Source organism: Streptomyces sp. NBC_00285 (assembly GCF_036174265.1).
In the GTDB taxonomy this organism is placed as follows: Bacteria; Actinomycetota; Actinomycetes; order Streptomycetales; family Streptomycetaceae; genus Streptomyces.
Map to the genome: position 1 here is coordinate 2,433,845 of NZ_CP108055.1, position 23,866 is coordinate 2,457,710.

General features: G+C 70.8%; 18 protein-coding genes and 2 pseudogenes. 6 read left to right on the top strand and 14 right to left on the bottom strand.

Annotated elements, in window-relative coordinates:
- Positions 1 to 106: 106 nt before the first annotated feature.
- Positions 107 to 1,198, top strand: coding sequence for an aldo/keto reductase (locus OHT57_RS11105; RefSeq protein ID WP_328745977.1), 1,092 nt, complete (start codon positions 107 to 109; stop codon positions 1,196 to 1,198).
- A gap of 776 nt (positions 1,199 to 1,974) precedes the next feature.
- Here the strand turns inward: OHT57_RS11105 and OHT57_RS11110 are convergent.
- From OHT57_RS11110 to OHT57_RS11120, 3 genes are all read right to left on the bottom strand, one after another.
- Positions 1,975 to 5,430, bottom strand: a complete 3,456-nt coding sequence (locus OHT57_RS11110; RefSeq protein ID WP_328745978.1) for a DNA polymerase III subunit alpha — start codon at positions 5,428 to 5,430, stop codon at positions 1,975 to 1,977.
- 443 nt (positions 5,431 to 5,873) lie between these two features.
- Positions 5,874 to 6,956 carry a S1 family peptidase gene (locus tag OHT57_RS11115; RefSeq protein ID WP_328745979.1) on the bottom strand — a complete coding sequence of 361 codons (1,083 nt, stop codon included), beginning with the start codon at positions 6,954 to 6,956 and terminating at the stop codon, positions 5,874 to 5,876.
- A gap of 236 nt (positions 6,957 to 7,192) precedes the next feature.
- Positions 7,193 to 8,083, bottom strand: coding sequence for a slipin family protein (locus OHT57_RS11120; RefSeq protein ID WP_328753170.1), 891 nt, complete (start codon positions 8,081 to 8,083; stop codon positions 7,193 to 7,195).
- A gap of 90 nt (positions 8,084 to 8,173) precedes the next feature.
- On the opposite strand from OHT57_RS11120, the gene OHT57_RS11125 reads away from it, so the two are divergent.
- Positions 8,174 to 9,067 carry an alpha/beta fold hydrolase gene (locus tag OHT57_RS11125; RefSeq protein WP_328745980.1) on the top strand — a complete coding sequence of 298 codons (894 nt, stop codon included), beginning with the start codon at positions 8,174 to 8,176 and terminating at the stop codon, positions 9,065 to 9,067.
- 70 nt (positions 9,068 to 9,137) lie between these two features.
- Here the strand turns inward: OHT57_RS11125 and OHT57_RS11130 are convergent, their stop codons facing one another.
- From OHT57_RS11130 to OHT57_RS11160, 7 genes are all read right to left on the bottom strand, one after another.
- Entirely contained in the window at positions 9,138 to 10,046 is a 909-nt protein-coding gene (locus OHT57_RS11130) for a S1 family peptidase (RefSeq protein ID WP_328745981.1), read from the bottom strand.
- 3 nt (positions 10,047 to 10,049) lie between these two features.
- On the bottom strand, positions 10,050 to 10,508 hold the full coding sequence (locus OHT57_RS47415; protein WP_443053437.1) for a DUF1684 domain-containing protein: 459 nt from the start codon (positions 10,506 to 10,508) through the stop codon (positions 10,050 to 10,052).
- 145 nt (positions 10,509 to 10,653) lie between these two features.
- On the bottom strand, positions 10,654 to 11,721 hold the full coding sequence (locus OHT57_RS11140; RefSeq protein WP_328745982.1) for an LLM class flavin-dependent oxidoreductase: 1,068 nt from the start codon (positions 11,719 to 11,721) through the stop codon (positions 10,654 to 10,656).
- Positions 11,721 to 11,873 carry a hypothetical protein gene (locus OHT57_RS47420; RefSeq protein WP_443053438.1) on the bottom strand — a complete coding sequence of 51 codons (153 nt, stop codon included), beginning with the start codon at positions 11,871 to 11,873 and terminating at the stop codon, positions 11,721 to 11,723. The genes OHT57_RS11140 and OHT57_RS47420 overlap by 1 nt, the downstream gene beginning before the upstream one ends.
- 46 nt (positions 11,874 to 11,919) lie before the next feature.
- Positions 11,920 to 13,686: an FAD/NAD(P)-binding protein gene (locus OHT57_RS11150; RefSeq protein ID WP_328745983.1), complete on the bottom strand. Its 1,767-nt coding sequence runs from the start codon at positions 13,684 to 13,686 to the stop codon at positions 11,920 to 11,922.
- On the bottom strand, positions 13,683 to 13,949 hold the full coding sequence (locus tag OHT57_RS11155) for a hypothetical protein (RefSeq protein ID WP_328745984.1): 267 nt from the start codon (positions 13,947 to 13,949) through the stop codon (positions 13,683 to 13,685). The genes OHT57_RS11150 and OHT57_RS11155 overlap by 4 nt, the downstream gene beginning before the upstream one ends.
- A 446-nt stretch (positions 13,950 to 14,395) precedes the next feature.
- Positions 14,396 to 15,466 carry a DUF5685 family protein gene (locus OHT57_RS11160; protein WP_328745985.1) on the bottom strand — a complete coding sequence of 357 codons (1,071 nt, stop codon included), beginning with the start codon at positions 15,464 to 15,466 and terminating at the stop codon, positions 14,396 to 14,398.
- A gap of 289 nt (positions 15,467 to 15,755) precedes the next feature.
- Here OHT57_RS11160 and OHT57_RS11165 point away from each other — a divergent pair, with 289 nt between their 5' ends.
- Entirely contained in the window at positions 15,756 to 16,199 is a 444-nt protein-coding gene (locus tag OHT57_RS11165) for a cell division protein SepF (RefSeq protein WP_328745986.1), read from the top strand.
- 36 nt (positions 16,200 to 16,235) lie between these two features.
- Here OHT57_RS11165 and OHT57_RS11170 read toward each other — a convergent pair whose 3' ends face one another.
- Both OHT57_RS11170 and OHT57_RS11175 read right to left on the bottom strand, forming a co-directional pair.
- A complete protein-coding gene (locus OHT57_RS11170; RefSeq protein ID WP_328745987.1) occupies positions 16,236 to 17,408 on the bottom strand; it encodes an acyl-CoA dehydrogenase family protein in 1,173 nt (390 codons plus the stop codon).
- A gap of 113 nt (positions 17,409 to 17,521) precedes the next feature.
- The gene (locus OHT57_RS11175; protein WP_328745988.1) at positions 17,522 to 19,141 is read right to left on the bottom strand and encodes an MFS transporter; all 1,620 of its coding nucleotides are present in this window, start codon (positions 19,139 to 19,141) and stop codon (positions 17,522 to 17,524) included.
- Between the two features lie 261 nt (positions 19,142 to 19,402).
- Between OHT57_RS11175 and OHT57_RS11180 the strand changes: the two genes are divergently transcribed.
- On the top strand, positions 19,403 to 20,572 hold the full coding sequence (locus OHT57_RS11180; RefSeq protein WP_328745989.1) for a mannosyltransferase family protein: 1,170 nt from the start codon (positions 19,403 to 19,405) through the stop codon (positions 20,570 to 20,572).
- 236 nt (positions 20,573 to 20,808) lie between these two features.
- Complete coding sequence (locus OHT57_RS11185; protein WP_328745990.1) at positions 20,809 to 21,834, top strand: phosphatase PAP2 family protein; 1,026 nt, start codon at positions 20,809 to 20,811, stop codon at positions 21,832 to 21,834.
- 102 nt (positions 21,835 to 21,936) lie between these two features.
- Here the strand turns inward: OHT57_RS11185 and OHT57_RS11190 are convergent, their stop codons facing one another.
- Positions 21,937 to 22,152, bottom strand: coding sequence for an I78 family peptidase inhibitor (locus OHT57_RS11190; RefSeq protein ID WP_328745992.1), 216 nt, complete (start codon positions 22,150 to 22,152; stop codon positions 21,937 to 21,939).
- Between the two features lie 348 nt (positions 22,153 to 22,500).
- A pseudogene (locus OHT57_RS11195) lies at positions 22,501 to 23,499 on the bottom strand (helix-turn-helix transcriptional regulator); the annotation flags it as partial.
- A 62-nt stretch (positions 23,500 to 23,561) separates the two neighbouring features.
- Here OHT57_RS11195 and OHT57_RS47425 point away from each other — a divergent pair.
- A pseudogene (locus OHT57_RS47425) lies at positions 23,562 to 23,798 on the top strand (epoxide hydrolase N-terminal domain-containing protein); the annotation flags it as partial.
- Between the last annotated feature and the right edge of the window lie 68 nt (positions 23,799 to 23,866).

Sequence of the window (23,866 nt, forward strand, 5' to 3'; positions counted from 1 at the left end):
GCTGAAGTCGTTGGCTCCGGCCGGTGTCATGAACCGTCCCGGTGGTCCCGGGCCCGCCGCAGCTCTCCCCCACCGCGGCGTGAGCCGCACAACGACAAGGAGCACCATGGAGTACCGCAAGCTCGGCAACACCGGAACCGCCGTCTCCCGCATCGCGTTCGGCGCCATGTACTTAGGCGTCCAGACCCCGGAAGACGAAGCGTTCGCGCTCCTCGACGCGTTCGTGGACGCAGGCGGAAACTTGGTCGACACCTCCAACGTCTACGGCGGTGGAAGCAGCGAAGAGATCATCGGCCGCTGGTTCGCCAGCCGCCCCACGGACGTCACCGACCGCGTCGTCCTGGCCACCAAGGGCCGCTTCGGCACCGGCACCGACGTCAACAGCCTCGGCTCCACACGCCGACAAATGCGGCGCTCGCTGGACACCTCCCTGCGCCGCCTCGGACGCGACCACGTCGACCTGTACCAGATCCACGCCTGGGACCCTCTGACGCCGATCGAGGAGACGCTGTCCTTCCTCGACGACGCCGTCCACGCGGGAAAAATCAACTATCTGGGACTGTCCAACTTCACCGGCTGGCAGCTCCAGCTCACCCTCTCCACCGCACAGCAGATGGGCACCCACATGCCCGTGACACTCCAGCAGCAGTACAGCCTGCTCTCCCGGGAGAGCGAATACGAAGTCATCCCCGCCGCACTGCACAACAACGTCTCCCTCCTGCCCTGGTCCCCCCTCGCCGGCGGCTTCCTCACCGGCAAGTACCAGCGCGGCACCACCCCTGCCCCCGACACCCGCGCCGGCTCGGACGACAAGCTCTACCAGTGGGTCTCCGCCGAGTACGCCGCCTCCGACCGCAACTGGCACACCATCGACACGGTCGTCCACATCGCCCGTGAGACCGGCAACACGCCCAGCCAAGTCGCCCTGGCCTGGGCAGCCGACCAGCCCTCCGTCGCCGCTCCCATCGTCGGCGCCCGCACCCTCACCCTCACCCACCTCACCGACAACCTCGGGGCGGCCGAACTGCACCTCGACGCAGACAGCACCGCAGCCCTCGACACCGTCAGCGCACCCACGCGCGGCGGCTACCCCTACGGCGGCTTCGGCACCGCGCAGCGCTCCCGCGACTTCCACGGCAGCAAAGCCCAGGCGCACCTCATCGACGGCGGAAGTGACGCACCTCTCGGTCACGCATAGGCGCACCGGGCGGGTCCGCATACGCCCGGCTCGATGCCGGCGTCCTGCCGGCCGGGCCGAAAGGACTGGGCCTTTATGATCTCGCCTTCAATGTTCTGGACAGCTGACTCCCCGGGCTGTGATCTGCCCTACCCCCGTGGTGGCCAGTCGGCTTGTCGTCGACGCACGGTCCGGGAAGGTGCCTCGACCACAAAATAGTGACCTGCACACCGCACGTGCGCGAGGCGGCCTCGACGGGCTTCCGGGTGGGATCGTGCCGCACGTACCGGCACGCCATCGGCAGCTTCTGCACCCACGTCGACGCGACGGTCGCGGCGGCACAGGACGCCTCGCTGGCGCGGGAGATGCCGGACCTGCACCACGTGGTGACAGAGTGGATCAGGCTGTTGCCGGCCGGCTACCCGGCGGGATCGCGGCGCCCACACGAACTCGCAGGGCGGCTGAGGGTCCTCATCGCGCGCCGGATCGCGCACCCGGACCGGCCGGTCGCCGGACACCTCGACGGCCGGGTGCAGGGCGCCGTCGGTCTGCGGCACGGTCGGGGCGAGGAGGTCGACATCGAGGTCCGCGACATCCTTAAGGACTCGGTCGTCGAGTACCACGGCAGCCCTGCCGTGAAGGCGACCAAGCACAAGCTGGACCCGGACCTGCCGATCCGGCAGTGCTGGGTCATCGAACCGGCGGCCAATGCGATCGCCACGGCGGCCGAACTGTCGATCGACCACGAGTACGCCTTCGCGTCCGTGCAGGCCAAATCGCCCATCAACCTCTTCGACTCAGCCTGGAGAACCCGGGCTGCGGTGGCCGAACTTCTTCAGGTCGGCGGAGCGGGTGCCGGCAGGCTGGAGGTCGGCATAGGGGTGCAGGCGCGCGCCGGTGGTGCCGTTGATCAGAGTGCGATGCGGCTGCTGGGCGGGGGTCGGGTGCGGGCGGGTCTCGCCGAGGAGGGCGAGGGCGGCCTCGGGACCGTGGTCGCGACGGGCGGCGGCGATCTCGTCGAGGTCCCAGGCCATGGAGCCGACGACGGTACGGCGGGTGCCGCGCACCTGGACCGTGCCGCGCACCAGCAGCAGGCCGCTGTGGAAGACGGTGTGCGCGCAGGCCGGGTGGGAGTCCTCGAAGAAGGCCAGGTCGACCAGGCCGGAACCGTCCTCCAGGGTGACGAAGATGACGCGCTTGCCGCTGGCGATCGGCGGGGTCTGGGTCGAGGCCCGTACGCCCGCGACGAGAACCTGCTGACCGGCGCGCATCCCGGCCAGGTGCGCCGCGTCGGTCGCGCCGACCTCACGCAGCAACCGATGGTGGTGTTCCATCAGGTGCTTGGAGACGTCGATGCCGAGCGTGTTCAGCTCGGCGCTCAGGGCCTCGCGTCCGGTCATCTCCGGCAGCCCGCTGGGTTCCGTGCCGCCGACTGCGCCCGCATCGATGGGCAGTTGACCCTCGTGCGCGGACCGGGTGCGGGACTGCCGATGCAACTCGGCGATCTGGAGCAGCAGATCACGTCGGGTGAGACGGCCGTCGTGCAGACAGTTCAGGGCGCCGATCTCGGCGAGGCGTTCGGCGACAGGGCGGCTGGGGTGGGCCCGCTGCCAGAAGTCCGACAGCGATCCGTACGGCTGTCCCCCCTCGATCCGGGCGCACTCCTCCTCGCTGATGCCTCGCACCCCGGACAGTGCGAGCCGTACGCCCCACTGGTCCCCGTCGGTCTTCTCCACCGTGTGCTTCACCTGGGAGTGGTTGATGTCGACGGGCAGGATCTGCACGCCGCCACGGCGGGCATCGGAGACCAGGACGCGCTTGGGCCACATACCGGGGTCGTGTTCGAGGAGGCCGGCCAGCAGGAATGCCGGGTAGTGCGCCTTGAGCCAGGCGCTCTGCAGAGCGGGTACCGCGAAGGCGACCGCGTGGGCGCGGCAGAAGCCGTACGCGCCGAAGGCCTCGACGGTCTTCCACACCTCGTCCCGGACGGCCGCGCTGTAGCCACGCGCGCGTGCCAGGCCGTGGAACCAGTCCCTGATGCCGGGCAGCCGGTTCTTGTCGCCGAGGGCTCGCCTGGCGATCTCCGCCAGCGCGTAGTCGCAGCCGGTCATGACCGACAGGGTTTCGATGATCTGTTCGTGCCAGATGGTCACGCCGTAGGTGTCGGCGAGGACGGGTTCCAGGTCAGGATGGGCGTAAGAAGGCGTGCCGCCGTGCCGGGCGGCGATGTACCGCTCGGGCATGCCGCCTGCGACCGGACCAGGACGGAAAAGGCTGATGTCGGCGATGACGTCCTGCGGGTCGCGCGGCTGAAGCCGGGACAGAAGATCCTGCTGGCCGGGCGACTCCAGTTGGAACAGGCCCAGGGTCCGGCTGTCCTGGATGAGCTTGAAGGCGAAGACGTCGTCGAGCGGCACCTGTTTCGGGTCGTCCAGATCGATGCGATTGCCGGTCACCCGTTCGATCTCGGTGATCGTGTGAGCCATTGAGGACAACATCCGCACGCCCAGGACGTCGAGTTTGATGTTGCCCAGCGCCTCGATCTCCTCCTTCGCCGCCATGGCCATGGGGTAGTCGCCCTGGGGCGTGGGCTGCACCGGCAGCCGGTCCAGGAGGGTGGCGTCGCTGATGACGACTCCGCAGGGGTGCATGGCCATGCCGTGGACCAGGGAGTCGAGGCCTTCCGCCAGCTCCCACAGTGGCCCGAACCGGTCCGCCTCGGCGGCGAGTTGACGCAGCTCGGGCAGTTCGGCGAGGGCGCCGGTGATGTCGGAGGCACGCAGGTGCGGGAAACTTTTGGCGATCCGGTCGACGTCCGCGGGCGCGATGCCGAGGGCGAGGCCGGTGTCGCGCAGGGCGCGGCGGGCCCGGTAGGTCTCGGGCATGGCGGTGACCGCCACCCGTTCCTTGCCGAACCGTTCGAAGATCGTGTCGTAGCACTCCAGCCGGCGGGCGGACTCCACGTCGATGTCGATGTCGGGCAGCGAAGCCCGGCGCACACTCAGAAAGCGTTCGAACAGCAGGCGGTGGTCGAGCGGGTTGGCTGTGGCGATGTCCAGCGTGTGACAGACCAGCGAGCCGGCGCCGGAGCCGCGGGCCGCGACCCGGATGCCCTTGGCCCGGATGTCGGCCACGACCTGGCCGACGGCGAGGAAGTACGAGTTGTAGTCCAGCGTGGAAATCACCTTGAGTTCTTCGTCCAGCCGGTCGAGCGCCGTCCGGTCACGGTCGAGGCCGCGTCGGGCCATGCCCGCCTCGCACTGTCGGCGCAGCAACTGTGCGGCCCCGTCCGGCCGGGGCCTGGCGCCGAAGAGCCACGGTTCCGGGAAGTGCCGGGCGCCGAGCCCGAGGTCCTCGACCGGATCGACGGTGCATTCGGCTGCCGTGGCGGCGGTGTCCGCCATCAGACGGCGGGTCCGGCGGATGTCCGCTCCGGCACATTCGATGATCATTCGCGCGACGGTCTCCATCCCTTTCTCGTCCTTGAGCCAGCGCTGTCGGCTGTCCAAGTGGCGCCGGTCGATCGGTCTCAGTAGCCGTGCGGCATCCAGGACGTCGGCGAGGCGGTGCTGGTCGTGGTCGGCGTAGCGGACGGCGTTGGAGAGCACGGCGGGGGTGCGGGTGCGGTCGGCCAGCACGAGGGTGCGGGCGGCCAGGCGCAGGGATCCCGGACCTGTGCCGAAACGTTTCTGCGCAACGACTTCCAATCGGACCCCACTTCCGAAGATCTCCTTCCAGGGCGCCAGCAGCTTCATCGCGACGTCCCCCCTGCCCACCGACAGCGCCCGCACGGGCTCCGAGAGCGGTCCGAGCAGAACGGTCAGGCCTGGACCGCCGTACTCACGCAGCGCCTCCCACGGCACCACCGGCGCCGTACCGGACACAGCGCCGACATGGGCGGCTGACGTGATGCGGCACAGCCGTGCCCAGCCCGCCCGGTTCTGCGCGAGCAGGACGAACCGCAACGGCGGCTCGACGACGTGCGCGCCACCGCGGGCCGGAGTGCGGTGCCACCGGACGGGCGGCCGGGGCGCCAGGGCCTCCACCGCGAGGTCGATACCGAAGACCGGCCGGACCCCCTCTTTCGCACAGGCATGGGCGAATCTCACGGCCCCGGTGACCGTGTCCCGGTCGGTGAGCGCGAGCGCGGACATGCCTCGCCCGGCCGCCCGCCGGACGAGCTGTTCGGGGTGGGAGGCGCCGTAGCGGGCGGAGTAACCGGACGCGACGTGCAGATGGGCGAAGCCCGTCATGCCATACCTCCACCACTCCACCCCTTTTCAGCCATACGTCCGATATCGCTATCGCACGCTCGTTCGATTACTCTAACCCCATCAGTCCCGGTCAGCGACCGTGTTCGAACACATCATCGATTCTTTGGCAGAGTGAGCAGCGTCCGGAAACAGACGCCCTTCCGTCACCTCCCCCGCAGGGCAGAGCAGTTGGGATCGCGGCCCGGGCGCAGACCGCGCAGGACCCCGGTGGCCAAACGGACCTGCCCGTCAGCGCTCACGTACAGGGGGCACGGCACGGCTCGCCGGGGCTCGGCACGGCTCGGCCTCGCGGGGGTGCGGCCAAGCAGCGCGCCTCCGCCCCGCGGCCGCCGTCGGTCGGCCGGGCAGGTTCGTCTGGCGGCCGGGGACACGCGAAAGTCCCGCCCCTCACACGAGGGGCGGGACTCCACAGTGCCGGACCGTCAGCCGATCGACGTCCCGGTCGCCGACAGCGCCTCCGTCACCGGCTGGAAGAACGTCTCCCCGCCGGAGGTGCAGTCACCGCTGCCGCCCGACGTCAGACCGATCGCGCTGCTGCCGGAGAACAGCGACCCGCCGCTGTCCCCGGGCTCCGCGCACACATCGGTCTGGATCAGCCCGTTCACGATGTCCCCGTTGCCGTAGTTCACGGTCGCGTCCAGCCCGGTGACCTTCCCGGAGTGCACCTGGGTCGTGGACCCGCTGCGTGTCACGGACTGACCGACGGTCGCCGACGCCGCTCCCGTGATCGCCTGCGCGGACCCGTTGTAGAGGTCCACCTCGCTGGGGTGGGCGACATCGGCCGTGTACTTCACCAGCCCGAAGTCGTTGTCCGGGAAGCTCGACACCTCGTTGGTGCCGATCTCGTTGCCGCTGGAGTCCGACCAGGTCGAGATCGCCTCGGTGCAGTGCCCCGCGGTCAGGAAGTACGGCTCGCCGCCCTTGACCACGTTGAACCCCAGCGAGCACCGCCCGCCGGACCCGGAGATCGCGTCGCCACCCGCGACGAAGGGCTTGAACTCCGCCTTCGTGCGCTGGAGTTCGGCCACCTGGCCCAGTCCGTCGACCACCTTCGTGAGCTTGGCCCACTCGGCGTCGGACACCGTACGGTCGGCGGTGACGACGACCTTGTTGGTCGTCGGGTCGGTCACCCAGGACGTCCCCGGGATGGTCGCGTCGCTCTTGAGCGTCGTGTGCGCGCTCTTCAGCTCGGCGAGGGAGTTCGCCACGATTCTCGCCGAGGCCCCGGCCGCCGACACGGTCCGCGCCGCGTCCTCGTCGAGCACGTTCACCACGAGACTTTTGGTCTTCGCGTCGTAGAACGTTCCGGCCGCGTCCGCGCCGAGGTCGGCTCCGAGCGTCGAGGCGAGCTTTCCGGCCGCGAGGGCCGAGAGGGTCTTGACTTCGGGCGAGGCCGGCGCCTCGCTGGCGTTCGCAGTCTGCAAGGTGACTCCCGCGGCGACCAGCGCGGCAACACCCGCGCCTGCCACGACGATCCGCCGCCTGGGTATACGTCGGTGCTTCAACTCGCGTCCTCCTGTGGGGGGGGGTCGGTCCAGGAGAGTGTGGGGATTCCCTGGACCGGAAGGCTGGTTGACAAGCGCCTACTCTTCCGAACCCCCCAGGGGGCGCACAAGGTTGACTTCAGGACGCGCGTAGAACGCGGTTGCGCGCCCCTTTTGATTTGACCGTGCACAGTCACACCAGGCGAATTCGCACTGCAAACACTACGTGCGAGTAACCCATCAGCTGTGCGTGAGGTCTAGTCCTGTCTTGAATTCGACTCTTCGGGGGCAGGATCGGGACGCGGCGCAGGGGACGGAAGTTGCTCCTGCACCGGTTGCCGCGCAGTCGGCGGCGCCACGGGCTCCGCGGGCTGCGCGGGCGCCACCGCCGGCTGCGCCCGCTCCAGGAACCGCAGCAACTCCACCGGGAACGGCAGCACCAGCGTCGAGTTCTTCTCCGCGGCCACCGCAACCACCGTCTGCAGCAACCGCAGTTGCAGCGCGGCGGGCTGTTCGGACATCTCCTTGGCCGCCTCGGCCAGCTTCTTCGACGCCTGGAGCTCCGCGTCCGCGTTGATGACCCGCGCCCGGCGCTCCCGGTCCGCCTCGGCCTGCCGGGCCATGGACCGCTTCATGGTCTCGGGCAGCGAGACGTCCTTGATCTCGACCCGGTCGATGGTGACGCCCCACTCCACGGCCGGACTGTCGATCATCAACTCCAGTCCCTGGTTGAGCTTTTCGCGGTTGGCGAGCAGCTCGTCCAGTTCACTCTTGCCGATGATGGACCGCAGCGAGGTCTGCGCCATCTGCGCGACCGCGAACCGGTAGTCCTCCACCCGGACGATCGCCTCGGCCGGCGAGGTCACCTTGAAGTAGACGACGGCGTCGACCCGCACCGTGACGTTGTCCCGGGTGATGCCCTCCTGCCCCGGCACCGGCATGGTCACGATCTGCATGTTGACCTTCCGGAGCTTGTCGATGCCCGGGACGATCATCGTGAACCCCGGCCCGCGCACGTCGGGCCGCAGCTTGCCGAGGCGGAAGACCACGCCCCGCTCGTACTGTTTGACGACCCGCGCGGCTGCCATCGCGTACACCGCTCCGGCGGACACGAGCGTCACGCCCGCCACCACCAGCTCCTCGACCATTGCGGCCCCCCAGGGTCCGAACCAGGCGCTCAAGGTGTGTACTTCGACGGTAACTCCGAGATGTTCGCGTTGGGGAGACGGAGGACACAGGTGGTCCACGGAATCAGGACACAGGACGGCCGCCGGCTGGCGGTCGAGGAGTACGGCGATCCGGACGGCACACCGGTGGTGCTGCTGCACGACACCCCGGGCTGCCGCTCCGGAGTCGTACCCGAAGACGTCGTCGCCGCGCATCCGACAGCGCGGTTCATCTCCTACGACCGCCCCGGCTACGGCGACTCGGACCGCCTGCCGGGACGGCGCGTGGCCGACACCGCCCGGGACGTGGCGGACCTGGCGGACGACCTCGGGCTCGACCGTTTCTCGGTCCTGGGCCGCTCCGGCGGCGCCCCGCACGCCCTGGCCTGCGCCGCGCTGCTGCCCTCCCGGGTGCGACGGGCGGCGGCACTGGCTTCACCCGCACCGCCGGACGCGCGGGACCTGAGCTGGTTCGACGGCATGGCCGAGTCCAACGTCGAGGAGTTCACCCTGGCGCTGACCGACCCGCTCGCCTTCGCCGGCCGGCTCGCCACCCGCGCCGCCGACATCCGCCGGGACCCCGCACAGCTGCTCGTCTCCGTCCGGGACGGGCTCACCGACTCCGACCGGCAGATCGTTTCCACCCCGGCCGTCGGGGAGATGCTGTTGCGCGGATACCGCGAGGCGCTGCGCGGTTCGGCGTACGGCTGGCTCGACGACTACCTCGCCCTGCTCAGCACCTGGGGTTTCGACCCGGCGGCCGTCACCCGGCCCGTGCTGTTGTGGCACGGCGCCCAGGACACGTTCTTCCCGGCCGGCCACTTCAAGTGGCTCGCGAACCGGATCCCCCGTGTGCGCCCCGTCCTGGAGCCGGACGCCGGTCACTTCGGGGCGCTCCAGGCTCTGCCGGCCGTACTGGACTGGCTGTGCGCCGCCCCGGAAGGAACCGCGCCCCGACCGCGGTGAGCCCCCGTACGACAACCGCGTACGGGGGCTCACCAGGTGCCGGCTGCGACAAGGGCCGTTGCTCCCGGTCCTAGAAGACGCTGACGCCGTACGCGCTCAGGGCCTCGGTGACCGGCTGGAAGAAGGTCGTGCCGCCGGAGGAGCAGTTGCCGCTGCCGCCGGAGGTCAGACCGTAGGCGACACCGTTGCTGCCGTACAGCGGGCCGCCGGAGTCGCCGGGCTCGGCGCAGACCGTGGTCTGGATCATGCCGTAGACGACGTCACCGCCGCCGTAGTTGACGGTCGCGTTGAGCGCGGTGACCCGGCCGCTGTGGATGCCGGTGGTGGAACCGCGGCGGTTGACCGTGGTGCCCACGCTCGGGGTGGCTGCGCTGGTGATGTCGACGCTGCCGACGGTGCCGGAGATCGACGACGTCGGGTAGCTGGTGGAGTACTTGACGATGCCGTAGTCGTTGGTCGGGAAGCTGGACCCGGCCGTCGCGCCCAGGGTGGTCGTGTGCGCGGAGTTCGACCACCAGGTGCCCGCGCCGTCGGTGCAGTGACCGGCGGTCAGGAAGTAGTAGGTGCTGCCGCTGCGGACGTTGAAGCCGAGGGAGCAGCGCCAGCTACTCGCATAGATGGCGTCGCCGCCTGAGATCAGCTTGTTGAACTTGCCCGGGGTCCGCTTGATCGTGAGCGCGTCGGCGTTGCCGCCGGCCTGCTCCTTGATCTTGGCGATCTCGGCCTGCGAGACCGTGCTGTCCACGGTGACGACCACGCGGTTGGTCTTGCTGTCGACGGCCCAGGCGGTGCCGGGGATGTCCGCCTTGAGCACCGAGCCACTGGCGCTCTTGAGTTCGGCCGTGCTGAATGGCGTGGCGGAGTTCGCGTTCGCGCTGGGGACCGCGATCGCGGCCGCGGCCACGAGTCCGGTGGAAACGGCGATCAGCCGGGTCCGTCTGGTGATGCCACTGCGGGGGGTGGTGCGCTTGATCCTCACGTTTCATTCCCTCCCAGGGGAATTCGGGGGCCCGCGTGGGGTCGGGGCCCGTGAGGCGCAGTCTGGGGCGAGCGTGTCCGGTTTTCGAACACGTTGTGCCCCTGACAAGCGCTGAGGGGGAGTATTCGGCCGAACGGACGGTAGGCGCAAGGGCGCCTTTCGGCCGTCAATCTTTGAAACACCTTTGCGATCCGGAGGGATCGGCCGCTCACCGGGCCAGGGCGCGCTCCCCGCCGGGACGGCGACGCCCAGGGTGTCGTCCGGCGGCGGGAACGGACAGATGAAGTGGTCGGCGAAGGCGCACGGTGGCAGCACCGCCCGGTTCACGTCGGCCGTCGCGCAGCCTTCCGCGTCCGGCGCGGCCGGGTACAGGAACCGGAATCGGCAGCCGCTGTCCCCGCTCACTGGATCGCCGAAAACCGCCCACCGCGAACCCTCGTCCCGGACCGGGAGGTTGAGCACCCGCCCTCGCCCGCATGCGGGACCCGGGCGGTGCGCCGCATGCCGTACGGCGTGACGCGCCCCGGCACCGACCAGCGCCGGTCACAGGGCGAACGCGAGCCGATCCGGAACCTCCGGCGCGGGTCGTACGGCGGACACGAACCCCCTACTGGCGGGCGGGCCCGGTGAGGCCCAGGTGTTCCCTGAGCGTGCCGCCCGGATAGAAGGTGCGGAACAGTCCGCGGTGCCGGAGCAGCGCCACCGTGCCGTTGACGAGTCGTTCCAGGTCTCGGAACGGCTCGGTGGGCGTGAGGTGAAAGCCGTCGACGACTCCCTCGGCGTACCAGGTGGCGATCAGTTCCGCGAGGTCGACAGGGCCGCCCCGGTACAACGGTCCCCGCTCGGTCTGCCGGGGACCGCCCCCGCCGTGGCCCGGTTCGGCCGCGTACTCGCCGTCGCCGAGGTCGACGAGCAGGCTCGCGAGGACCCGCAGTTCGTCGGGGTCGCGGCCGAACCCGGCGGCCTGGGCCCGGAGTTGATCTCGTGCGGCGGCTGTCTGTGCGGCGCTCGCGGCGTGCACCAGGACCACGTCGGCGTACCGGGCGGCGGTCTGCCAGGCGGCTGCGTCGGTGGCGTCGGCCACCCGGACCGGGTGGCGCTGCGGGGGCCGCGGCCCGGTCGAGGGGCCCTGGGCGAAGAAGGCCGCGTCCCGGAAGCCGACGGGGTACGGCGTGTGCCGGTCGGCGGGACGGCCCCTCGGCACGTCCTGCGGCCCGGCCTCGTCCTCCCTGCTGTCCCACAACGCCGCGGCCGCGGCGGCGACTTCACCAGCCTTCTGCCCCAGCGCGTCGGCCCGGGACGCCGGTCCCCCCGCACGGGCGAGGCCGAGCGGAGCCGGGTGCCGGCTGCCGAGGAGGCGGGCCTCATCCTCGGTGGCCGACATGTCGAGCCGCCAGCCTGCCCGGCCCCCGCTGATCCGGTCCAGGGCCGCGACGGCGGCCTGCGCCTGGAAGCGCTCGGTGTGCGTGGTCGTCACGGTGGGCACCAGGCCGATCCGCCTGGTGGCGGGTGCGATGCCCGACAGCACGGCGAGGGCGTCGGGGCCGGGCCGGGCGAAGGTGTCGTGCAGCGTGACGAAGTCGAACCCGCCGTGCTCCGCGAGCTGTGCGAGGTCGACGTAGGAGGCGGCGTCGTAGCCGGTGGGCCGGTCGACAGCGGCGGCGAGATGCAGCATCAGAGCACCTCCGGGAGAAAGTCCCGCGTGCGTTCGTGCCGCGGGTTGTCCAGCACACCGGCGGGCGGACCCTGCTCGAGGTCGATGCCCTTGTGCACCTTCAGCGGGCCGAAGCTCTTGTGGACGGATCTGATGTCGACCATGACACTCATCGCTTGACTTCCCTCATGTGCGGGCAACGTGGGCTGTCCGGGTGGCTCAGGCGGCCGCGCGGCCGGTGCGCGCGCCGAGGAACAGCAGCGCGGCCCGTGCGGTCGCGTCGTTCTGTCTGAAGGCGGGCCCGCCTGTACGCGGCCGGGTGAAGGCGCCGGGTGTCCGTCCGTCGGTGTGCGGTCCGAGGGCGAAGCGCCGTGGGTGTGGCCGGCCGGAGCGGTCCAGGATGCGTCCGTCGGCGCGGTCCACGCGCAGCAGCCCGTCCGGGCTCTCGGCGGCCCCCTCGGCGTGCAGCTCGCGCAGCAGCGGGTCGAGGGCCCGGCGGAGCGTCGGCTCGGGCAGCCGGGCCTCCACCAGGGCCCGTGCCTCGACCGAGTGCCCCGGCACCGTGGGGCTCGACGCCCGGAACAGCCCGTCCTCGGCGCGGACTTCCATGTCCGCCCCGACGAACCTGACCACCCCGGCCCGGGACAGCGCGAGCAACTGCCGCAGCCGGGGCCCGGGCGGTCCGGACGCGAGGTAGCTGAAGAAGCCGTGCCACCGTCGGCCGATGTCCCCGAGCCGGACCAGTTGCCCGTAGACGGAGAGCAGCCCGAGGAAGACGGCCAGGTCCGGGCTGTACGCGGAGTCATGACCGCGTCTCAGGTCGGCCTCGACATACTGCCGCACCCCCGTCTGGAGCTCCTCGTGCGTCGCGTACCGGACGTCCTGCAACGGCCGGTCGAGCGCGTCGAGGTCGAGCCGGTCACGGGGGTCGGGCACGGCCGAGGCGGCCAGGGTCTCCCGTTCGACGGGGTCGTCGATGGCGGCGTACTTCTCGTCGAAGTCGGCAAAGGACATCGCGGTCCGTTCCGGATGCGCGGTGAACAGCCGGTGGTAGTGCGCGAACCCGAGCTCCTTCTCGATCAGCGGCCACACGTCCCGCCCGAAGTCGAAGCCCCCCGGCCGGGCACGCAGTTCGTCGATCTGCGCCGGCCCCAGGAAGCGCGGCAGCGGCGGCCGCTCACCGGTCCAGTCGTAGCCGATCTTCGAGTGGTACGGCACTCCGCGCCGCGATCCGACGTACAGCACCGGCTCCCGCCCCGACGGGAGGTAGGTGTCCCCGTCGTGGCGTCCGCCCCGGCCCTCGGTGAGCAGCACCATCAGGTCGACGAAGGCGAGCCCGAATCCGCGGACCAGGACGGGTTCGCCGGGCGCGAGCGCGGACAGGTCGCTGTCGGCGGTGAAGTCGGGCGGGAGGTGGACGAGGTCGTGGGTGCGGGCGTAGGCCGCCAAGTCGACCTGCTCGTCGTCGAGTTCGGCGTCGAGGTGGCCCAGGGCGAGGACGACGAGGTCGGCGTGGAGCGGTCTCGGGCGGCCCTCCAGCCAGACCTGTTGTCTGCCCTCGCGCGGCCCGCTGACACGCAGGGCGCGGCGCGGATGGTGGTGGACGGTGACACCGTCCGGGAGAGCCGCCACCGCCTGCTCGTGCACCCAGCGCAGATACCCGCCCTGGAGCTGCCGGTCCGCGAAGGTGCGGCCGTCGATGCCGGCCCACTCGTGCAGTGTGGGGCCGGGGCGCACGGGGCCTGCCATGTCCACCGTCTCGTCGGTGAACATGGTGACGTCCTCGGCGTGCGAGTTCATCCACAGCAGCGGTGACTGCGCCCCGCGCCAGATACGTCCGGCGCCGGGCGGATGCGGGTCCACCAGATGGATGTCGAGCCCCTGGTGGGCCGAACCCTCGTACAGCTCGGGCGCGTTGGCGGCGATCCGCTCGATCAGCCCGGTCCCCCGCGGTCCGGCCCCGACTATCACCAGCGAGCCCCTCATCGGGTGCGCTCCGAGCCATGTGCGTGATGCTTCTCCACGATGTACCGGCCCACTCCGAGCACCGAGGTGACGAGGGTGTACCGGACGATGCCCGCCATCAGCAGCGGGATGACCCGATGGGCGCGGTGGTGGGCGAGCCGCACGAGGACGGCGAATGCGGCCGGCCAGTGGTCGGGGCGGCGCTGCGGGACGGTGTGCGGGGAATCCGCGTGATCCGGTGTGTCCGGTGCGGCGGGGGCTTTGGCGAGGGTGTCGCAGGACATGCGAGGGCTCCGTGACATCGAGTCGTCGAACTCGGACGGGTGCCTTCACACGTGTGCGGCCGAGCCCCTCAGCAGGACCGCCCCTTGAGACTACGGGTGCGTTTCCCGGCCCTGTCAAGGCTGTCCATACTGTGAGCCGTACGTCTCAGGTCAGTTGACGCCCCACCGGATGCCTGTTCCACTTACCCCATGCATTCACAGCAGTGGCTGGTCAGGCGCTCCCACATCGACTTCGGTCGCGTGTGGTCCTCCTCCTGTTGAGCTGACCCACTGCGCGCCCTGATTCCCTGGGGCGCCTTTTCACGTTCTCCCCTTGGCGGGCCTTCTCGGCCTTCTTTGCCCTCTCCGCCTTCACACGCGCCTCCCCTCACCCAGCGCTGCCCGCCCACAGGAGACCGCCCCACCATGCGCACGCCTCGTCGGAGATCTCACCGCCGGAACTGCCCTCAGCAGTCGCACCCGCAGTCGCATCCGTCCCCGCAACAGCCACAGCAGTCGCAGCAGTCCCCGCAGTCGGTGCCACGACACGCCCCGTCCCGTTGCTGTCCGCTCCAGGGATCCTCGAACGTCCCGCAGCACATCTGACAGGTGCAGGCGAGCCCCACCCAGACCGCGCACCCCGCCACCAGCCCCCGCCGCTCCCGTCGGGACGGCGGCTCCGGTGGCGCGCTGAACGCCCGCTCCACCGAGTTGCGAAGCTCGTGCACCAGCAGCACATGAGCCAGCGCCGGGTCGGCGAACTCGGCCTCCCGCAACGCGAGCCGCACCCCGTGGACGGCGTCGTCGGCGAGCCTGCGCGCCTCCCCCAGGGACGTCCCCGTGGCGGTGAGCGGGTTCCACGCCCCCGACGCGGCGTCGGCCTCCCGGTCCTCCACCGCGTCCAGCAGATGCGCCAGCCGCCCGAAGAGCAGCCCGGCCTCGGCGAGCGCCGGGGCGTTCCCGGGCCGCCCCGCCAGCACGGCCGTATGCGCGAAGGCGGCTGCCGTCGCGGTCTCGGTCGGCTCGGTGACCGTCAGAATCGGCGTCCCGGGCCCGGCCAGCGCCTCGATGCCGAACTGCCGGTCCACCGCGTCGACGAGTACGGCCGTGTCGAACCCCACGTCGAGCCCGGTCCGTTCCCCGGCCCGCCCCCATCCCTCGGCGACCCTCCGCGCCGCGACCGCCACCGGCCGCCGTGCCAGCATCCCGTCGCCGTCGGCGACATGGTCCCGCACCTTGGCCGAGGCCAGCACCAGCGAGACGGCTGCCGCGAGCCGTGCTCCCTCGCCCTGTACGACGGACGCGGTCCGCATTCCCCGCAACGGACACGGTCCCGCCGTACGCCTTCCGCCGGATTCGCCGCCGGTCTGAGCCTCCGTCAGAACCGATATCAGCAAGCCGTCGTAGTTCGTCACGACCCGTGCGAACTGGCCGTGATCCTTGCGGAGAGCGAGACACAGCCCGCACAAATGGGCCATCCACTGGTTCCTGAGGCTTTCTCCGAGCCGACGAGTGCAGGGCCTGACGATTCCGAACATGACGATCCCCCGTGGTCAGTGCGGTGTTGGGCGGCGGCATCGTACCGGCCGCCCGTTCACCCGTACGCTCCGTCCATCACCCATACGCCGTGAAGAATCATATTTCACTCACAGTCAGCAGCCGTATGGGATGCGAGCCTTGGGGTACCTGGGCTCTCGACGGATTCGCTGTGCACCAGTACCGTCACAAACCCCCCGCGCGGCGGCTATTCACTTGGCGCGCGATCCGCATCATGGATGACCATAGGGAAACAGAAGCAAGAGAAGACCGCTGTGAGAGGAGGCGTCCATGGGATCGGTGCGCAAAGCGAGCGCCTGGCTGGGCCTCGTTGACGACAACGAAGACGAGCGTTACTACGACGACGACGGATACTCCGAAGGGACCGAACAGCCCGGGGATGCCTGGGTCACCGACCCGCGGGTCAAGGTGGCCACGGATGTCGCCGAGGAGAAGGGCCGCCGGATCGGCACGGTGACCCCGGACAGCTTCCGGGACGCACGGGCCATCGGCGAACTGTTCCGTGACGGGGTCCCCGTCATCGTGAACCTCACCGCGATGGAGGCCGGCGACGCCAAGCGGGTCGTCGACTTCGCGGCCGGGCTGATCTTCGGGCTGCGCGGTTCCATCGAGCGTGTGTCCACCCGGGTGTTCCTGCTGACCCCCGCCAACACCGAGATCGTGAACGGCGATCCCGCGCAGCACCGCACGGACGGCTTCTTCAACCAGAGCTGAGGCAGGGCCGCTCGCCGGCCCTGCCCCAGGCAGGGATCACCGGAAGGCGTCCAACCCGGTGAGTGCCTTGCCCAGCACCAACTGATGCATCTCGACGGTGCCCTCGTACGTCAGCACCGACTCGAGGTTCGTCGCGTGCCGCATGACGGGGTATTCGAGGGAGATCCCGTTGGCACCGAGGATCGTCCGTGACGTACGGCAGATCTCGATGGCCTCGCGGACGTTGTTGAGCTTGCCGAAGCTGACCTGCTCGGGACGCAGGCGGCCGGCGTCCATGCGCCGCCCCAGATGGTGGGCGAGCAGAATTCCCTTGTGCAGTTCGACCGCCATGTCGGCGAGTTTGGCCTGGGTGAGCTGGAAGCCGCCGATCGGCCGCCCGAACTGCTCCCGCGTCTTGGCGTAGTCGACGGCGGTCTCGAAGCACGACCGTGCCGCCCCCATCGCGCCCCAGACGATGCCGTACCGGGCGTGCGACAGACAGCTGAGCGGGCCCTTCAGCCCGACGACCTCCGGCAGCACCGCGTCGGCGGGCAGTCGCACGTCGTCGAGGACGAGCTCACTGGTGACGCTGGCCCGCAGGGACCACTTGTGCTTGATCTCGGGCGCCGAGAAGCCCGGCGTGTCGGTCGGCACGACGAACCCGCGGATCCCGTCCTCGGTCTGCGCCCAGACCATGGCGACCCCGGCGACCGACCCGTTGGTGATCCACATCTTGCGCCCGTTCAGGACCCAGTCCGTGCCGTCCCTCTTGGCGTACGTCCGCATGCCTGCGGGGTCTGAGCCGTGGTCGGGTTCGGTGAGCCCGAAGCAGCCGATGACCTCACCGGCGGCCATGCGGGGCAGCCAGGTCTGCTTCTGCTCCTCGCTGCCGAAGCGGTGGACGGCATACATGGCGAGGGAGCCCTGGACCGAGACGAGGGACCTGATCCCGGAGTCGGCGGCCTCCAGCTCCAGACAGGCGAGTCCGTACTGCACGGCGGAGGCGCCGGCGCACCCGTATCCGTCCAGGGACATGCCGAGGGCGCCGATCCCGCCGAGCTCACGGGCCAGTTCCCTGATCCCGGGCAGCTCGCCCTTCTCGTACCAGTCGGCGACGTAGGGCAGGACGCGGTCGGCGGCCCAGGTCCGCACGGTCTCGCGGATCGCCAGGTCCTCCGGGTCCAGCAGGTCGTCGATGCCGAGGGGGTCGGCGGGGTCGAACGGGGGCATGGCACATCCTCCGGCAGACGGGCTCCAGCGGGCGGCGCCTCGAAACTAGCACCGCTAATTAAACTTCCGTGGCCGACGGTACAGCGCGGTGTCCCGCACAGCCAGAGCGCCGGTCACGCCGAGACGCGGGGCTGCGCGACCTCGCCGACCTTCCCGACCTCCCGGGGCGCCGGAAGCTCCACCGCCGCCGAGGACTCACCGCACTGCATCGCACGCGGCAGCCGCAGCGCCATCACCGCGCCCAGCAGCAACAACCCCGCACTCACCAGCAAGGTCACGTGCAGCCCGTGCACGAAAGAGTCCCGGGCGGCCCGGCGCAGGGCCTCGCCCGGGGATCCGCCCAGGCGTCCGGCGACGTCGTAGGCCTCGCCCAGGGAGTGTCCCGCCGACTTCGACGCCGACTCCGGGACGCCGGGCACGCCCGAGAGCCCGGGCGCGTAGGCCGCGTTCATGACGCTGCCGAGCAGGGCGATCCCGATGCCCGCACCCAGTTGGTAGGAGGTCTCGCCGATCGCCGCGGCCCCGCCCGCCTGCTCCGGCGGCGCCTCGCTGAGCATCGACTCGTACGCCCCGAAGAGCGTCGTCTCCAGCCCGAACCCGAGCAGGACGAACCCGGCCAGCAGCAGCCCCGTGTTGTCTGCCTCGTCCATCGCGGTGAGCAGCAGCACGGCCACGGCGGTGAGGCAGAACCCGACGCTGACCATCCGGCGCGGCCCGAACCTGCGCAGCAGGCGCGCCCCGGCCAGCCCCGCGGCCATCGCCGCGACGGTCAGAGGCAGCAGCCGCAGCCCGGTCTGCAGCGGGGAGAGGTCCAGGACCAGCTGGAGGTACTGCGCCGCGATCAGTTCGAGGCCGACCAGCGCGAGCATCGCCAGCACGATGCAGCAGACCGAGGTGCTGAACGCCGGGCGCGCGAACATCCGCAGGTCCACCAGGGGATGGGTGAGCCGGCGCTGCCGTCGTACGAAGAGGACGAGCAGCACCGCACCGACGATCAGCGGCACCGCGGTGAACGCGTCGAACTCGGCGCCGCCGAGCCGCTTCACGCCGAGGACCATGCCGAACAGGCCGGCGGCGGCCATCAGTGCGCCGACGACGTCCCAGGGGCCCTGCGCGCTGCCCTTCGACTCGGGCAGCAGCAGGCGGCCCACCGGCAGGCTGATCAGCATCAACGGGATGTTGATGAGGAAGACCGAGCCCCACCAGAAGTGCTCCAGGAGGAAGCCGCCGAGCAGCGGTCCGACCGCCGCGCCGACCGCGGCGACCGCGCTCCAGATGCCGATCGCGAGCGCCCGCTCCCGCCGGTCCGGGAACACCTGGCGGAGGATCGACAGGGTCGCGGGCATGATCATCGCGCCGCCGACGCCGAGCAGCGCCCGCGCGAGGATCAGCACCTGGGCGGTGTCCGCGAGGGCGGCGAGACCGGAGGCGACGCCGAAGAGGCCGTAGCCGAGGAGAAGGACCCGTCTGCGGCCGACGCGGTCGCCGAGCGTGCCGAACAGAATCAGCAGCGAGGCGCAGACGAGGGGGTAGACGTCGACGATCCAGAGCAGCTGCATCGCGCCGGGCTTGAGGTCCTCGGTGACGGCGGGAACCGCCACGTGCAGCACGGTCGCGTCGAGGGCGACCAGGAGCAGGCTGACGCAGAGGACGACGAGGACGACCCAGCGGTTGGCACCGGCCCCGGCCGCCCGGCGGCGCAGCGCTGCGGCGGCCGTGGTCGTCCCGGACATGCACGTACCTCCCAGATGTTCCCTCGCGTTCGGCGGGGCACGGGGTGGGGACTCCCCGTGATCTCGGCCGGAGAGGAGCGGAGTCTCCGGCCCGCGCAGCGAACGGCGGGTGACACGTCAGCGTACGCGAGTTCGTACGTCGGCCCAGTGGCGGACCTCTCACACTCCGGACTCGACACGTGTGGCGTACACCACTTTCCGCACCCCCTCTCCGTGCCCCTGCGGACACGCCGGTTCGGCGCGCGGTCGATAATCGGGCCCGTGACCGATCTTGCAACGCGCACCGAACCGGCCCTGCGCCGAGCCGCCCCGGCGCTGCTCGGCTACGCGGCCGTACGCGCCCTGGGCCTGATCGCCCTGGCCCTGTGGAGCGCGGCCCGCGACAAGAGCGCGTACACGCTGCTGACGGCCCGCTGGGACGCGCTCTGGTACACGCGGGTCGCCGAACTCGGTTACGGCTACGAGGTGCGACTGCCCGACGGGGACGTGCACTCGAACCTGGCGTTCTTCCCGCTGCTGCCGTGGCTGGAACGGCTGTTGGCCGCGGTGACCCCGCTGTCGTACGCCGACGCCGGCTTCGCGGTCTCCCTGCTCGCCTCGCTCGCCGCGGCCTGGGGTGTCTTCGCGGTGACGGACCACGTGTACGGCCGCCGGGCCGGCGTCTGCGCGGTCCTCCTGTGGGCCGTTCTGCCCGTCGGGATCGTCCAGTCGATGGCGTACAGCGAGTCGCTGTTCACCGCGCTGGCGGCCTGGTCGCTGTACGCGGTCCTGACCGGCCGCTGGGTGACGGCGGGCGCCCTGGCCTGCCTGGCGGGTCTGACCCGGCCGGTGGGGATCGCGGTGGTCGCGGCGGTGTGGGCGGCGGGGATCGCCGCCGCGTTCGTACGGAACCGGGCGGATACCGCCGCCGACGTCGAGGACACCTCCGCCCTGTCCCTGCGCCGCGCCCTCGGCCTGGCGCTGGCCCCTGCCGGCACCGCCGCCTACGTCCTGTGGGTCGGGCACCGCACCGGCGGGGGGCCGCTCGGCTACCTCGACGTCCAGGCGGGCTGGCGCAACGGATTCGACGGCGGGTACGCCTTCGCGCGTTTCGTGGCCGACAAGTTCACGTCGTTCCCGTCGGCCCTGGCCGGAGCGGGGCTGATCGTCGGGGTCGGGATGGTGGTGTGGCTGTACGTCGTCTGTGTGCGGCAGGGCCAGCCGCTGCCGCTCCTGGTGTACGCGGGGGTCGTCACGGCGCTCGCCCTGTGCGCGTCGAGCTACTTCGGCTCGAAACCGCGCCTGCTGATGCCCGCTTTCCCTCTGTTGCTCCCCCTCGCCCTGGCCTTGTCCCGTGCACGTACGCGCAGGTCAGTCGTGGTCGTGGCGTCGATCGCCACCGCGTCCGCCCTGTACGGCGCGTTCTGGCTGAACGGCTCCGGTCCGCCCTGACCGAACGCGGAACACCCATGAGCGCCGGACGAATTCCACCCCATGATTCGGTGAACGAATTCATAAGGGCCATAAAACCGGACCCGGAATGATCAAAGGAATTGAAGGGCGCAGCCGCCCGCCTTTGCGGAATCACCGGAATAAACGGCCGCCTGAGAGGAATCCCACATCACATCGTCATCACAAAGCCGTTGATTCGACAGGGAACAGAGCTCACTCGCTGTAACGTCGATTGAGTGCGTACCGAACGAAACCCCACCCGTCTGGACCGGGTGTTCGCCAGGCTGGACCGTGAGCGGGAGCGGCCGGCTCACCTCAGCGTGCCCAGGACGAGCCGGCACCGGACCGTCCTGGCCGTCGCCGCCCTGGCCTTCTACCTGACGATCGTATGGCTGGTGGTGACCACCTCGTGGCTGGTCCGCCTCGACTGGCAGGTCATGTTCTTCCGGCCCTACCAGCAGTGGGCCTCGATCCACTGGTTCGTCGACTACTACGTGGTGCTGGGCCAGCGCGGCCCCACCGCGGTGATGGTCGCGGCCTGGCTGGGCTGGCGTTCCTGGCGGCAGCACACCCTGCGCCCGCTGCTGACCCTGGGCGCGTCCCTGCTGCTGCTGAACATCACGGTCGGCGCCGCCAAGTACGGCATGGGAAGGCTCGGGCCGCATTACGCGACCGTCATCGGCTCGAACGAGATGGGTCTCGGCGGGGATATATTTCCCAGCGGTCACACCGCTAACGCCGTGGTGACCTGGGGAATCCTGGCGTATCTGGCCTCCACCCCGGCAGCCCGCCGCTGGCTGTCCGCGATCTCCGCGGTGACCTCGCTGGGTGTGGGCATGGCCACCGTCTACCTCGGTACGCACTGGCTGAGCGACGTCGTGCTGGGCTGGGTGGCGGGTCTGCTGATCCTGCTCGCACTGCCCTGGTTCGAGCCGTTGATCGCCCGCACCGAGGACTACGCCTTCGACCTGCGCGACCGCTGGCGGGCCCGCGGCGGCGTGAAGGCCCCCGCTCCGGTCACCCCCGTCGCCGCGCCCGCCCGGCTCAAGCCCCTCACGGCCCCGCAGAACGAGACGGCGGCCCGCGAGGCCACCGCACCGGCACATATCACCAGGTCACCGGCCTATCTGGCCCAGGGCCCGCACACGAGCCGCTCGGAGCGCACCCCGGTCACCCCGGTCGGCAGCCGCCGCCCGCCGCATCCGGACCGCGTCGTGCGCGGCACGCCGTCTCAGTCCACCCGGCCGGTGCCGGGCGGCTGACCTCCCCCTTCGGACCAGCGGGGCAGGTACGCACCACCACCCCGCGCGAAGGCCCCGGCTCCCTCACAGGGAACCGGGGCCTTCGTCGTCGTACGGCGGCTCTCAGCCCTTCCAGGCCCGCGCGACGCGGCCGTCCTTCACCTCGAAGTTGAGCCGGCCCGCGCGGTACTCCATCGTGATGATCGCGCCCGGCGGCAACGACCGGACCGTCGGCCAGCCCCGCTCGCGCGCGAGCCGCTCGGCGGAGTCGGAGTCGAGGCCGACGTACGTGTCCGGGCTGTCGTCGGGTTCGGCGGAGGGTGTGGGAATGGGTGCCATGGCGCCACGCTAGGCCCTGTCCGGCGACCGGGGAAGTACGGGTCCCGCTCCCCTCCTGTCACGCTTCTGTCACAGGATCACGACGCCGGCTTCCCTAGCGCTGTGTCACACGGACGGGCGTTTCCCCAGCCCTTCCACGGGTATTCGAACGAAATTCCCGCGCGCCGTACGACTTCCCGGAATGACCTGCGAGAAGGCTTGCCGGAGAAGTGGTCAGGACCCCTTTGCCCGTAGATTCCGGACAGTGCCACGGAAGCTGACGCCGCATAAGAAATACACGGTTCCAGCACAGAACCCCCCTACGCCCCCCGGCCGCCACGGCAGGACTTCATGACGCCGGTGCGGTCCACCGGGAGCCCCCGGAGTACTCGGCCCCGGCTCCGCGGCCCGGGCCAAAGTACGACCGAGCCGGCCGTGCGCCGTCCTGATCGCCTCGGTCAGCCCGTCCGGCTCCAGCACCTCGAACTCGAAGCCCGTCAGCATCACATGGATCACCATCACGTCGAGGCTCGCGGCGCCGGTCCGCAGGATGCAGCTGTCGGGCCCCTCCTCCTCCAGCACCCCGGCGCTCGGCGAGACGCGCTCGGCGGCCTGTTCCTTCGACACCAGCAGCCGTACGACGGCGTGCGAGGCGTACGCGCGCGTGGAGACACCTCGCGAGACGTACGCGGCGAGATCCTCGGCGGGCGGGGGCCGCGGCGTGAAACGGGGCCCGTGCGGCGGTCTGGGCGTGATCCGGTCGGCGCGGAAGGTCCGCCAGTCCTCGCGGTCCAGGTCCCAGGCGACCAGGTACCAGCGCCGCTCGCTGCACACCAGACGGTGCGGTTCCACGGTACGGCGGCTGGGGGTGCCCCCGTGGTCGCTGTACTCGAAGCGCAGGCGCTCGGCGTCCCGGCAGAGGTTGGCGAGCTCGGTGAGGACGCCCGGGTCGACGGCGGAGGGCCTCGGGTCGCGCAGCATCGGCACGGTGAAGGCGTTCAGGGCACCCACCCGGCGGCGCAGCCGGCTCGGCAGGACCTGCTCCAGCTTGGCGAGGGCCCTCACCGACGTCTCACCGATGCCCTCGATGCCCTGTCCCGCGGCCGTGCGCAGGCCGACGGCGACCGCGACGGCCTCGTCGTCGTCCAGGAGCAGCGGGGGCAGCTCGGCGCCCGCGCCCAACTGGTAGCCGCCGCCGGTGCCGGGGCTGGCGTTGACGGGGTAGCCCAGCTCGCGCAGCCGGTCCACGTCCCGGCGGACGGTGCGCGAAGTGACGCCGAGGCGCTCGGCCAGGTCCGCGCCGGACCAGTCGCGGTGGGCCTGCAGAAGCGACAGCAGGCGCAGAAGTCGTGCCGAGGTCTCCAACATGATGCCGAGTCTGCCAGCCATCGCGGACAGCTCCTGTCCGCAAACCTTCCTGCCTTGGACTCATGGCAGACAACGGCGCGACCACAGAGACCGGCGAGACTCGCGAGACCCGTCCCTTCCGGATCGCCATCCCCGAGTCACAGCTCGACGATCTGCACACCCGGCTGGACCTCACCCGCCGGCCCGACGAACTCCCGGGCGCCGGCTGGGAGTACGGCGCCTCCCTGCCGTATCTCCACGATCTCGCCGCCTACTGGCGGGGCGCCTACGACTGGCGCAAGCACGAGGCCGCCCTCAACGCTACGGCGCCCAGGGCGGCGACCTCGGGGGTGCCGACCGCGGTGGCCGACTTCGGCGAGGACGTGGC